The 14,465-nt window shown below is 45.8% G+C and carries 8 protein-coding genes; 3 read left to right on the forward strand and 5 right to left on the reverse strand.

All coding sequences use genetic code 11. From position 1 onward, the window contains the following. Nucleotides 1-17: 17 nt before the first annotated feature. The 5 genes from ACK8P8_RS09855 to ACK8P8_RS09875 form a co-directional block, all read right to left on the reverse strand. Nucleotides 18-3,983, reverse strand: coding sequence for a leucine-rich repeat protein (locus ACK8P8_RS09855; RefSeq protein WP_369858833.1), 3,966 nt, complete (start codon nt 3,981-3,983; stop codon nt 18-20). Between the two features lie 30 nt (nt 3,984-4,013). Then, on the reverse strand, nt 4,014-4,850 hold the full coding sequence (locus ACK8P8_RS09860) for a hypothetical protein (RefSeq protein ID WP_369858834.1): 837 nt from the start codon (nt 4,848-4,850) through the stop codon (nt 4,014-4,016). A gap of 99 nt (nt 4,851-4,949) precedes the next feature. Beyond that, nucleotides 4,950-5,945 (reverse strand): hypothetical protein, encoded by a 996-nt coding sequence (locus ACK8P8_RS09865; protein ID WP_099293647.1) that lies wholly within the window; start codon nt 5,943-5,945, stop codon nt 4,950-4,952. A gap of 27 nt (nt 5,946-5,972) precedes the next feature. Then, on the reverse strand, nt 5,973-6,890 hold the full coding sequence (locus ACK8P8_RS09870; RefSeq protein ID WP_369858835.1) for a hypothetical protein: 918 nt from the start codon (nt 6,888-6,890) through the stop codon (nt 5,973-5,975). Between the two features lie 10 nt (nt 6,891-6,900). Continuing rightward, nucleotides 6,901-8,094 (reverse strand): hypothetical protein, encoded by a 1,194-nt coding sequence (locus ACK8P8_RS09875; protein ID WP_410025822.1) that lies wholly within the window; start codon nt 8,092-8,094, stop codon nt 6,901-6,903. A 559-nt stretch (nt 8,095-8,653) separates the two neighbouring features. Here ACK8P8_RS09875 and ACK8P8_RS09880 point away from each other — a divergent pair. From ACK8P8_RS09880 to ACK8P8_RS09890, 3 genes are all read left to right on the forward strand, one after another. Then, entirely contained in the window at nt 8,654-10,864 is a 2,211-nt protein-coding gene (locus ACK8P8_RS09880; protein WP_369858837.1) for a S9 family peptidase, read from the forward strand. 145 nt (nt 10,865-11,009) lie between these two features. Then, nucleotides 11,010-12,473 (forward strand): aminoacyl-histidine dipeptidase, encoded by a 1,464-nt coding sequence (locus ACK8P8_RS09885; RefSeq protein ID WP_227215897.1) that lies wholly within the window; start codon nt 11,010-11,012, stop codon nt 12,471-12,473. Between the two features lie 288 nt (nt 12,474-12,761). Beyond that, complete coding sequence (locus ACK8P8_RS09890; protein WP_099293656.1) at nt 12,762-14,444, forward strand: AMP-binding protein; 1,683 nt, start codon at nt 12,762-12,764, stop codon at nt 14,442-14,444. The last annotated feature ends 21 nt before the right edge of the window (nt 14,445-14,465 follow it).

Raw genomic sequence — 14,465 nt, forward strand, 5'->3', positions numbered from 1 at the left:
TTGCGATTAAATTAAACTTATTCCTCTTCTATCACGGCAAATTCCTTCCATTTATTAGCTGCTTTATAAGCTTCAAGAGAACCTTTAGGCACAATCAATGTACACTCGGACGCATTCGCGAACGGTGAAAGCGATAAAACCAAAGGTTCTGCCCGATTACAACGCACGTACTTTATGTCCGGCATCCCGTAAAAAGCTTGATATCCCAATGAAACCAAGGTACTCGGGAGAATTATCGTATTCCCCATACTTTTACAAGCAAAGGCATAACTCTTTACCGTAGTCACCCCTTCCGGAATAGTCAAATTACCCGTGAAAGCGTCACAATAACTAAAAGCATTTTCCCCTATCACGCGTAACGAAGCAGGCAACACCAAAGCTCCGGACAAGGACTTACAACTCCAAAATGCGTTATCTCCAATCTCTTCCAAACCGGAAGGCAAAGTCAACGCCCCGTTGAATCCCCTGCAATCGGAAAACACAGCAGCCTCAATCACCTTTATACCATTCGGTACAATCAAATTACCCGTGAAACCTGAGCAAGATGAAAACGCCCCTTTCCCGATTCGTGTAAGCGTTGACGGAAGACTCAATTGTCCCGTGAAAGAACAAGCTCTAAAAGCCTCCATTCCAATAGTTTCCAAACCGTAAGGTAAAGTCAACGCTCCCTCGAAAGCACAATCGGCAAACGCCTTGTCACCAATCGATTTCACGTTAGAAGGAACAACCAGATTACCGGCTAATTGAATACAATGATCGAAAGCACTCTCCCCTATCTCTTCCAACGCCGCGGACAAAGTCACCCCGGTAATTTTCTTACAATAATTAAAAGCTTCCTTACCAATTATCCGTACCCCATCAGGAATAATTACATCCCCTGTTAACGATTCGCAACCATTAAAAGCTGACTCTCCAATTTCAACACAAGTGGCAGGCAACACCAATTTCCCGTCAAAATAATTTCCATAAAAAGCCCTACGGCTAATCACCTCTATTCCATCAGGCAAAATCAAATCGCCACGCAAACCGGTGCATTGCGCAAAAGCGTACTCGCCTACTTCCTTCAACCCGTCAGGCAATTCCAGTGTTCCGGTAAAATTATTACAAGACTGGAAAGCCGCGTACCCGATTTTCGTCACGCTTCCCGGAAGTTTCAATTCCCCTTTAAAACCGCAATCATAAAAAGCATTATCCCCAATTTCCTCCAGTCGGGATGGTAACACAATATACCGGAAAGCACTCTTCCCGTGAAAAGCCCGAGCGGGAATACTGGTATCCTCCACCTCTTTCATATCGATACTTGTCAACTTCGTCATGGAATACTTCATGGCATCATAATCATCCTGTCCCAATGTTCCGCTCAACTTCACCCCACAAGTAGTCGTCATACGCTCTTTTTTGACCAACGTCCTCAACATTCCCGGCGTCTTCAAATGGATATAAAGACTATCACCCACACCTTGGTACACGCTAATTACGCGAGATTCTCCTGAATTACGTTTCACGGTAATGAACCCTTTACGATAGCTTCCCGAGGTATTCGCATCAACAGTAAATCGCAAAGAATCTGTTTCCGCAATCGTCATATTCCTTATCCACGAATATTCAGCCGGAATATCCACAACAGAATTCCCTGTAGAAGAAACCTTCACGGAGAAAGCATCATTACCACCATTCACGCAAAACACCTCATCCCCAAGCTCATCTTCATCTCCGCCCAGCGTGAAACCGTACCCCTCCTGCTGGGGGAAAATACCTTCATCCGGAACAAAAGAGTCCCAATTCGGTAACGCCATCACTTCTGTCGGGAACACTCCCGTCAAGCGATTGCCGCACATCGACAGTCCATAGGTCGGATTTCCCAAAACATTATAAGTTGTTTGCAACTTTACCAAATTACCCAACTCTTTAGGTACTTCTCCCATTAGGTCATTATTGTGCATGCTCAGATGAACCAAATTCGACAGACTTCCTAATTCTACAGGAATATTCCCCTCAAAATCATTGTTATGCAAGTACAACAAAATCAATTCCGACAAATTTCCCAATCCTACCGGAAGTTTCCCCGTGAAATAATTGTTATCTAAATAAAGATATGTCAATTTAGTTAATTGCCCAATCTCCGCAGGAATTTCTCCAGTTAAGGTGTTTCTAGTCAAATTCAAAGTATGTAATTCCGTCAAATCACATAATTCTCGAGGAATTTCACCAGAAAGATTATTTCCGCTCAAATTTATCTCCTTTAATTTTTTCAATTTACCGATTTCCGCAGGAATTTCTCCCGTGACACCGCATCCCCAAGCAGATATACATTCCAATTCTGTCAATTCTCCCAATTTCGGTGATAAACATTTCACATTAAAATCACCACTAAAATCCAGTTCTATCACCCTTCCTGCTTCATTACACTTCACTCCTCCCCAAGTATCTATCGGACGGTCCGTACCCCAGTTCGCCGATATCCCTGCCACATGTCTGATATCCATCTCCTTCCAAATATCCATCAACACCTCTCGGTCTGAAACTCCTCCCTCTTGGGTAACCGTAAGAACAACTTTTCTCTCCATTCCCCGCTCTCCGACACTTACCACAATTTCACCCGAACGGGACGCCCCGCTATTGGCAGTTGTCGTCACGGCGAGGGTATTACCGCTAGCCTTAGCGCTACACCACCCGGCAATTTCCGAAGCTACTTTAAATGTCCAAGAATTTTGATTAGTGATTACCAGCACGTCTTGACTCTCGCCACCGCGAGCCATCTGCAATGTATCATGATTCAAAGCCAACGTCATTGCCGGTAATTGAATCACACGTACCTCCTTTTGTAAATTACCGGCTGTAAAATTAATCATACACTCGCGTGACACGGTAGGGTTATCATAAGCCTTCGTGTAAACGATTACCGAATTGGCCTCATCGATTACCTCACACCAACCAGAGCCTCCCGTCACGGTAGCCTCCCACTCGTCGGCATTTGTCGTCACCCGAAGTGTCGTGTATGATTCCGAGGCTTCAACCACAAGTGAATCCGCCGAAACCTCCAATGAAATAGCCGTTCCCAACTGTGCCAGCGAAAGATTGGCGAAAGCATTTCCCGTACCCGACGCAACGGTCAATTCGGATTTCCGGGCATTGCCTCCTGTATTTTTCTTCACGGAAATGACCACCTCGTCACCCTCGACACGAGCCTCGTACCAGTCTACCGACGGCAAATGAAGTTGCCAATCAGGTTGATTCGTCACCACCAAAACCCGACGCTCGCCACCATCCGCGGTCAATGACAACATATTCTCCGACAACAATACCGCAGGAGCTGTACCCAATTGCTCCACGATAACGATTCCGGAAGCCGTCACGTCTGTCTGAGCACTCGCGGAAGTCAAATTTATATATCCTCTTCTGGCATCTTTACCCGTGTTTGCTCCCCGCGGCTTGACACGCAATCTATCTCCTTCCCGGGTTACCTCGAACCAAGCATCATCACCCCCCACCACATTGTACGTCCACTCGTCTTGATTCGTGGTCACCGTCAACTCTTTCTCCCCGGCATTTTTCTGCGCGAAGTTCAAACGTGAATCTGAAATTCTTATCTGGGGTAACATTCCCAGCTGAAACACGGAAACCGTTTTCGTCAACTCCTTGCTTCCCTTTCCCACGGTCACGGATACTGTCGCCGAGCGTTCCCGGTTGAACGGGTTCTCGTCAACCGTGATACACAACGTCATTCCATCCGACGTCACGTGACACCACGTCGCCGCCTCTTCCGGCACATCCACCCGGTAAGTCTTGTAATTCGTCGTCACCATCACCGTGCGACTCTCCGCCTCCGCCTTGAACTCCACGCTGGGATTCGAGAAATCCAACGTGGCAATCGGTCCTACCTCGTCACCCTCCGGGTCAAACTTATCCGGGTAGCAACCCGTTTGCCAAAGCCCCAACCAAAGCAACAAGGCAAACGCTTTAAATATTCTTGCTTTCATCATAATCCTCTCTAAATTTTTAACTTAATACCCCTACCGTTTCTTCTTTTTCTGGAAATTAATCACGAAACCTATACCCGCGGTATAATCACACATGAAATCGTCACCGATCAAGGCGTTAGCCGTCCCCGACAGAACAATATGCCCCAACCGAAAACTCAATCCCAATTCGACCTCCGGACCTTCCTGAAAGTCACTCACGTAACGCTCACCACTCTTGCTCTCCCACTGGCGACCGTATTTACCGAAACCGCCTCCCAAATGAAGAAAACACCAGCGATAAAGCCCCATGCTCACGCCGGCAATATAACTCTCCCGGATATACCCCTTGTCCACCGAGCCTTTCGTGTCATACTCCTCGGTAATCTCCTCAATACGGAATCCCTCCTCTTTCACGTTCGATTTCTTGAAAGAACCGTAAAAACCGAAACGTTTCCCGAAACCTACACGCCCGCCGACAGATGCCGTACCCGAGTACAAATACTCCGCCGTCATACCCCAACGGTAAGGACTCTCGTCGGGAGGGAACACCGTGTAATACAACCGTTGCTTCGGCGACATCACCAACCGCAACTCCTCCCTCACGAAACCCTCGGCAGAGATATACAACGTCCGCTTCATCTCGTCCGTCAAATCAAACACGAAACGATACACGTGCAACCCGTCCTCGTTCAGGCTCTTCTCCGGCTGCTCCCCGAAAGTAGACTTAATATTCAAATCCTCCAGCGGCGAAAGAAACTCGACACAAGCCTTCCCTTCCTCGGGAAAGAACGAGGTTCGTGATTCTTGTTGCTGAATCACCAACTTTTTCTGCGCCTGTAATTGGGCAAACCCGACACAGCAAAACACCAATACCAATAAAAATTTCATACATCTCATATTCATAATTTTAAATCTCTATTTCACTACCATTCATGAAATAAAACGACTGTAACAAGTTCACTTGTCCGACAAAAAGCAAACACCCGCTCACTCCCCGTCATCGAAATCCGAAAGGGAGAAAATCTTATCGGCGGGCAAATCCGTACCGTCCTCGTACTTATCGGGTTGCCACGTGCGCACGTGAATCATCGGGTTCGTTTCATCCTTGAAATCCATCAACAGGAAAACGTACCCCACGTCATGGTAACGGTCGGACGTGAACCCCTGTTTCAACGTCACCCCGTAATAATGCTCCTTGGCGGGATGCTTCACCACCTTGATGTCGTCGAAAATGACACGGATCATCTTATTGCTATTGAACACGTTCCGCAAATTCGCCATATACTCCTGTTTCGTCTGGCGTTTATACTCGATGTCGTGATTCAAACGGAACGGGTTATCGCCGCCCTTCACCGACTTGACCACTTTTCCCGTGATGATCAAAGCATTGTCGCTAAACACCTGATCAAGAAACACAAGGTCTTTCCGGTTGTACGCCGTCCGGAAATTCTCCACGAAATCGAGGATCACCTGCCTGCGGCGCAGATCGGTCACCGTGATATTACTCCGAATCACCTTGCTATAAAGATGCATCCCGATAGCGAAATAAACCCCGGTAATCTCCCCCGAACGGGAGAAATTCACGACAGCCTCCTGATAGGTGTCGTCCCCGTACGCCTCGGGGTCCAAAGGCTCCATCACCAAGGGGATATTGCGCACCTGATAACCGGAAGGCGTCTGCAAACACTTCTCGATCACCTCCGTTTCCGCACACCGAAACGGGCTCGTCTTCCACAACGCCATCACGTCCGACACCGCACCGCCATCCAACCCGCATCCCACCAACTCCGGCTGCCTCCTCTCGAACTGTGCCATATTCACCTCGGTCAACAATTTCGTGAGCGACTGCTGCACCCGCTCTTTCACTACTTCATCCTGCATATCCGTCAGGAAAAAATCCGTACTGTACTGGGCTGAAACATTTCCCCCGAGCATACAGCACGCGCAGAGAAATAACCACCCGAAAAATAGCTTCTTTTTCATAGCATTTATCTGTTTTTTCACACCTTATCAATACAACTGGAACCACACCTTGCCTTGGTTCGGGTAATTCTCGAGTCGGTCGCCCTCCGTGCCTTTTGTCAGGTTGCGCCGGGTAGCCGTTCCCTTGCCCAAGATAGCTGTCACCTCCCCCGAACGGGAGAAAATCACCATGTAACACTGCTCCGGGGTAACCGCGGAACTCAATTTCCCGAACATCAATTTTCCCTTCTCCTTCTGCTCCACGAAATAACGCTGCAACTCCTCGATTTTCCGGAACGTCAATATCTTGTCGAGCATCGGGTTACCCGTACCCCGGGGTGCCTCCTCCTTCACGACCTCGCGCACCACCACCGTGTCACGACGAGTAACCACTACCGTGTCTTTCCGCACAACCGTGACAGTATCCGTCACCCGTTGCACTTCGACCGTCTTCACCGTATCGGGCACCACCTCTTCTTTAGCAACAGCCGTCACGTCCACCCGCTCCTCACTACCGGTTGTATCCTTATCCACGAGAATATCCTTCACCGGAGTGTCCGCCAGAGTATCTTTTTTCACCGGAAGCACCTCTACCGAATCCTTCTTCTCTATCGTCTCCCCGGTAGTTGCTTTTTGTCCCGCGAACTTTTCATTCACGTCCCCTTTATATATATAGGCAAACACCCGCTGCTTGTTCTCCCGCGTCAAAGCGATATGCTGCCACTTCTCCTTGATATGCGGAATAATCTCCTTGCCCACAGACAAATCCGACTGGACACCCAGTATCAGGTTCTGCAAAGCCAACTCCCGCGCATCATTCAGCTTATCCATCGTGACATCCGCATAATAATAATTACCACTCAACTTGATTTCTTTGATTTTCGCTTTCTCCTCTTGATATTGTTCTTGCGCTCCCGCCACGTGCAAGACAAACAAACAGAGGAAAAACAGATACAACCGTTTCATAATAACATATTTAATAATTCAACTTTTTCGCTTTCGATTTATATTCCTCGAACAAATCCAACACGTTGTGCGTGGGAACATACGTGTACAACCATCCCTTCAAGGAATAATCCCCCTTCAAAAATTTCTGCCGGTCGCACTCGTAATACAACACGTGATTGTAACCCAAATCGGAGTTCACCATAATAACGGTACCCGTGACCTTTTCCCGGGCAATCTCCTCCACACCAAAATAAGGCACACACTTTTCACCCTTACAAAAAGCTACCCAACTATTAACGGGCAATTCCAAATGATCGTAACGCTTACCGTAACGCCTATGTTCAACCTCCATAAATACCTCGTGTCTGATCCGCTCCCCTTCCAAAAAAAGATTTGCGAGAGAGGCTTCCGGGCAATCCTTATCAAACAAAAGAGTAACCACACTATCAAGAGCAACACGATAATAACGGTCGGAACACAACGCCGGAATGATATAATGTTCACCCCTCCGCCTGTAATACCCGCACCCGGGGACAGCCGTCAGCACAGACAAAGGGACTTGCTCCACCGCCGGGGTTTCCGGCATATACAGGAACAACTCTTTCTGGAAATCATCCTCCATCTCGATTTTATCCTTTCCCGCGATTAACCCGTACTGTTTCGGGAAGGTCATCTGCAAAGTGCCCGTTCCGGTGTCCCAGCCCACCTTGTAAGCAGTCGTATCGGCAACGAACACGAAATCCGTCCCCAGCTGGATCGCCGCCACGAACGAAACCAACGCCACGGGACTTTTCTCGAAAGGCACCCCGTTCAACACAAGCCCGACCTTATCATCATTCAAAAGCCGAAGAATCTCGTCCGGTTTATCTATCAAGAGTAAACGCAACAAATAACGCTCCACGAAATCATAGACCGGACGCAAATACTCCACCACCACACGTGTATCAAAAAGTTCCAGTCCGATACTCGAGATCAATCCCCCGAACCCCGCTTCCACGCGTACTCTTTTTCCCGGACATATAGCGTCGGCATCATATATTCCCGGCTTAATTGCCGATATACCGCAGGTTTCCAACATTTGTCCTATCTCTTCCAATTGCTTTGTCCGGTAAATCGTTTCCTCTTGCGCATACAAACAATTCACCTCCAAACACATGAACAAACAACAAATATACATCCATCGTTGCTCTATCATATTCCAATTCAAAACCACCTTTTTCACCTTCAACAATATTATTTTCAATCGATTAACGCACGATTAAATTCACAATTCCTCTATCAAAAAACGATCGTTTATTGATAATTCAATCTGCAACGAATGACGATTATCGACAAATTCACAAATACTTGATTATGAATTTCGAAAATAAAATAGCTATCGTTTACTAATAATGAAAAAAGTTTTATATTTGTACATGATTAAACGATCGTTTTATCACGTCACAAAATCAGCCTTACATCCAAAAAGATTTCAACCCTATTTTATAATCATCATTATTTCATCATGTTATTATCGATATATAACACATGTAACATTTTTTATTCAATTACAATTATTTTTCTATTATTCAACTATTAAAATAGACTTTGAATAGGAGTTGAATGGGAGTTGAATAGGAGATGGTACTAATCAAGTATAAATAATATACAAATATAATAACAATAATTTTACTTATTTTACGATTAATTCTTCTCGTTCCAGTCTAAAACATTCCAGCGTACTCCTTTTTTTAATCTTATATTTTTATCTTTGCCCAAATTAAAAATTAAAAATAATTGTCATGAGGATGATTTATAAGTTTATTGTATGTATGTTTATCGTGGGGTTCGCCCTCCCCGGAAGCGCGCAGAATCAGGGCAAAAAATTCACGTTAAATGATTTCTGCCTGAATTACACCTTCAGGACGCAAGGAATCACGGGACTCCGCTCGTTGAATGACGGGGAACATTACACGGTACTGGAAGACCGGGGGAAAAAGCTTGTCATGTACAGTTATAAAACCGGAAAGGCTGTCGAGACTCTTCTCGATTTGAACGACCCGAAATACGGTGACGTGAAAATGATTCAAGATTACGAGTTCAGCCCGGACGAAAGCCATATATTGATTTACACGAATATCCAACCTATCTACCGTCGTTCATTCACTGCCGACTATTACGTTTTTGATTTCAAGAACAGGGAGTTGAAACCTCTTTCAGAGGGCGGCAGCCAACGTCTGGCGACTTTCTCGCCCGTGGGAACAAAGATAGCGTTCGTGCGCGACAACAATATCTTCATTTCCGATCTGCGTTTCGGTTCAGAGATTCAGATTACTTTTGACGGGAAATTCAACGAGATTATCAATGGAGCTCCCGATTGGGTGTATGAAGAAGAGTTCGCTTTCAACAAAGCTTTCGAGTGGGCTCCCGACGGGTCCGCCTTGGCATTCATCAAATTCGACGAATCGAACGTGAAAATATTTCACATGAACATGTTTCAAGGACAATACCCCGCGCTAAAAGAGAATGCGACTTATCCTTCCAACTATTCCTATAAATACCCGAAAGCCGGAGAAGCGAACTCCGTCGTGAGCGTTCATGTATATGACATCAAAGACCGGGTTACCACCCCGATGAACATCGGGGAAGAAACAGACATCTACATTCCCAGAATCAAATGGACGAAAGACCCCAAGAGATTGGCAATCATGAAACTGAACCGTTTCCAGAACCGTCTGGAAATCCTCCTTGCCAACGCCCGCGTGGGAAGCACAACCGTTCTTTATCGCGAGGAAAACAAGTACTATATAGCGGAAGAAAATCTGGATAATCTGGTTTTCACCGAAGACGGGAAAAACTTTATCATGAGCAGCGAGAAAAACGGTTATTCACACCTTTATTTATATACCATGGGGGGCAAGGAAGTACAACCTATCACTTCCGGCAACTACGACGTAGCCGATTTCTACGGTTACGACTCGGTGAAGAAATTATATTATTACTCTTCACACGAGGAATCCCCTCTCGAGAAATACGTTTATTCCATCGACGCGAAGGGCAAGAAGAAGAAATTAACTCCCGCGAAAGGATGGAACGAGGCGGAATTCAGCAAATCGTTTAAATATTTCGTGAACGTGGTTTCCAACGCAGACATGCCTCCCCTATACACGCTTTACACGGCAAACGGGAAAGCCGTTCGCGTGCTAGAGGATAACGCCGCGTTAAAAGAAAAACTCGGGGAATACAATGTAGCCAAAAGGGAATATATCCAAATCCCGGCTGCCGATGGCAAAACCCTGTTGAACGCGTGGATGATGAAACCAACCGATTTTGACGCGTCCAAGGCTTACCCGGTATTAATTATCCAATATAGCGGTCCGAATTCACAACAGGTAAGAAATTCATGGGGCATGGATTGGGCGCAATACCTTGCACAAGAGGGGTATATCGTGACCTGTATCGACCCTCGCGGAACTGCCGCCCGGGGAGAGGAATTTCGCAAATGTACTTACATGCAACTCGGGAAAATCGAGAGTGATGATATGATTGCCGCGGGGAAATGGCTCGCGGAGCAACCGTACATTGATGCCCGCAAAGTAGGTATCTGGGGATGGAGTTACGGTGGGTTCATGTCTTCGCTGTGCCTGATGAAAGGGAACAATGTATTCTCGACCGCTATTGCCGTGGCACCGGTGACGCACTGGGGATTCTACGATTCCATTTACACGGAACGTTTCATGCGTCGCCCGCAAGACAACCCGTCCGGGTATAACGACAACTCCCCTATTAACTGGGTGAAGAACTTGAAAGGAAACTTGTTGTTATGCCACGGAACCGCCGACGACAACGTGCACGTGCAGAATGCGTACGAGTTGGCGGAAGCTCTCGTGCAGGCGAACAAACAATTCGACATGCAGATTTACACCAACCGGAATCACAGTATTTACGGTGGCGTGACCCGACTGCACCTTTACACGAAATTCGTTGACTATTTGAATCAACACTTGAAATAAAAAATGTATAAGTTGCGATTTAAATCGCAACTTATACATTTTTTTTATAACTTGCCAACGATAGAAATAATTCGGATTTCACACTTTCGGTCTTCACGAGAACGGGGTTGGAATCTTAAACCATAAAACTAAAAAATAAAACGTTATGAGTAAATGTATCTGTACGTTAGAACCTCAGGCTATCTGGGAAAACTTTTATAAACTGACTCAAGTTCCGCGTCCTTCCAACCACGAGGAAAAAGCGAGAGAATTCGTGATGAACTGGGCAAAGGAAAACGGAATCCACGCTGAAATGGACGAGGCTTTCAATATATTATTGAGCAAACCGGCTACCCCGGGTATGGAAAACCGTAAAGGAGTGATTCTTCAAGGACACTTGGATATGGTTCCTCAAAAGAATGAAGACAAGCAACATGATTTCACCAAGGACCCGATAGAGGCATACGTTGACGGGGATTGGGTAACGGCTGACGGGACCACGCTCGGCGCGGATAACGGTATCGGCGTTGCCGCCGGAATGGGTATCTTGTTGTCAAAGGACATTCCTCACGGACCGATTGAAGTATTGATTACCGCTACCGAGGAAACCGGTATGGACGGGGCAAACGGTATCCGCCCGAACTGGGTAAAAGGCGATATTTTGTTGAATCTCGATTCTGAAACCGAAGGAGAACTATACGTGGGTTGTGCCGGGGGTATCGACGGGGAAATCGAATTCACTTACACGCCGGAAGCCGTTCCCGCTGGAAGTAAAGCATTCCAATTAACTTTAAAAGGATTAAAGGGCGGACACTCCGGAATGGATATCAATTTAGGCAGAGGAAATGCCAATAAATTGTTCTTCCGCTTCTTGAAAGCTGTCAGCAAAGAGTTAGGACTCCGCCTCGCTTCGGTGTCGGGAGGTAACATGAGAAACGCTATCCCGCGTGAAGCATTCGGTATTGTCACCGTTCCGGCTGCCAATGTTGATAAATTCCTCGCCAAGGTGAAGGAGTACGAGGGTATCTTTAAAGCAGAATTAAGCGCTAAAGAACCGAACCTTATCCTCACGGCAGAAGAAAGCGCTATGCCGCAAAACGTGATGCCGGAACAAACGCAATACAATTTAATCAACGCTATCAAGGCTTGCCCGAACGGCGCGATGCGCATGATTGACTCTATGCCGGACACGGTGGAAACATCCAACAATTTAGCAATCGTGAAGGGCGGTGACGGTAAAATCGAGATTTACATGTTGATGCGTTCATCCGTGGAAACAGCCAAGACATCGCTCGCGCAAGTGGTTGACTCCGTGTTTGAACTCGCCGGAGCTTCCAAGATTAATTTTGTCGGAGAATACCCGGGATGGAAACCGAATCCGGATTCAGCTATCCGCAAAGAAATGGAAGAGGTTTACAATAAACTCTACGGGAAGACACCCGCTATCATGGCTATCCATGCCGGACTGGAATGCGGTATCCTCGGCTCGACTTATCCCAAGTGGGATATGATTTCTTTCGGACCGACCATCAGTTCCCCGCACTCTCCGGACGAGAAAGTAAACATCGAATCCGTTGGTAAATTCTGGGAATTCTTGAAAGCTACATTGGCTGCTATTCCGACGAAATAAAAAATATCATTGAAGAGGGTGTGTTGAAACACACCTCCTTCAATATTTATCCTTCTCTTTAGCTATCAAGAGGAAAGATGTAATTTTATGAAAAGTTAGAACCCGTAAACACCTATATTTTACAATACTTACAAACATTTCCGCTACAACCAATAGTTTACGAAACATGGTTCCTTTAGTTACGACTTCTGCCTCATCTTCAAGTCATTTACTCTATTTTGCAATATTTTAACGACAACGTATTATTTTCTTTATTATCTTTGTAGGGAAAATTCATATTATTAGAACATGACTTTAAAGAAATTGACGTTACCGGAACTCTTGAAAACAAGCTGTTCCAAGTTTTCAAAAAATTTGTCTTTAAATTTTGTCGCAAGCGGAAAAAGAACTTACCAAGATTTATATAACGAAGTTGTATCTATTGCCAATCATTTACTTCATTTGGGCGTAAAGAAAGGTGATAAGGTAGCCATATTAAGCGCGAATATGCCGAACTGGGGAATCACCCAATTTGCAATCGCGAACATCGGGGCTATTGCCGTACCTGTCTTGCCGGGATTCTGCGCCACGGAATTGCAGAATATTCTAGAACACGCGGAAGTAAAGGTAATCTTCGTTTCCCGCCTACTGGCAAAATGTCTTGAAGATGTGAAAACACCTTATCTAGAACATAAAATCCTGATCAATAACTTCGCCACGATGCCGGAAGGATGTTACCAACCGGAAGATTTGGACAAGTTAGTACCGGATATCGATTTGAATAACACGACTCCTCTCCCGGAAATTTCCATCGAGGAGGAAGACATCGCGTCGATCATCTATACTTCAGGAACAACCGGATTCTCGAAAGGTGTAGTACTGACACACAAAAACCTCGTGTGGGACGCACGCCAATGCTGTACTATCCAACACGTGAGTGAAGCCGATCGCTTCTTGAGTATATTGCCGATGGCACATACTTACGAGAACACGCTGGGACTTTTGCTACCGCTTATGTTCGGTGCTCAAGTTTTCTATCTCGACCGTGTACCGACACCGAAATTACTGGTTCCGGCGATGCAGAAAATACGTCCTACCGTTGTTTTGTCCGTGCCGTTGATTATCGAAAAGATATATAAATCGCAAGTTTTACCCAAATTCACGAGTTCAAAACTCATGAGTGCGATTTATAAGTTTGCACCGACTCGTAAACTTTTGAATCGTATGGCGGGCAAGAAACTGATGGAAACATTCGGGGGAGAATTGGTATTTTTCGGAATCGGTGGTTCCAAATTGGACGGTACCGTGGAGCAATTTCTGCGGGAAGCTAAATTCCCCTACGCTATCGGTTACGGTCTGACGGAAACCGCTCCCATGGCTGCCGGTTCGAATCCTTCGCAAACATTCCTGCAAGGAGTGGGTCCTATCATGGAAGGGGTTGACATCCGTATCGACAATCCGGACAAATCCGGACAAGGGGAAATCTGGATTAAAGGTCCCAACGTGATGCAAGGGTACTATAAACGCCCGGAACTCAATGCCGAGGTCTTCACCGAAGACGGTTGGTTTAAAACCGGTGACTTGGGTACATTGGACAAGAAAGGTCGTCTGGCTATCCGGGGAAGAATCAAAACGATGATATTAGGTGCGTCCGGTGAGAATATCTACCCGGAAGAAATAGAATCTATCATCAATAATTTCCGTTTCGTGAACGAGTCTTTGGTCGTTGAAAATAGCGGTAAACTTGTTGCCATGGTTCATTTCAACATGGAAGAACTGGAAAAACAATACCAGAAATTCAAAGATCAAGCCGGAGATTATAAAAAGAAGATCAACGATTATATCGAAGAACAAAAACAAGAACTTCGCGATTACGTGAATGCACGGGTAAATAATTTCTCAAAATTACAACTGGTAATGGTTCAACACGAACCGTTTGAAAAAACCCCGACTCACAAGATCAAGCGTTTTCTTTATAATAAAATGAATTAATCATTCTTTTTTATCTAGAAT

Source organism: Butyricimonas muris (genome assembly GCF_046365375.1).
Taxonomy (GTDB): domain Bacteria; phylum Bacteroidota; class Bacteroidia; order Bacteroidales; family Marinifilaceae; genus Butyricimonas; species Butyricimonas muris.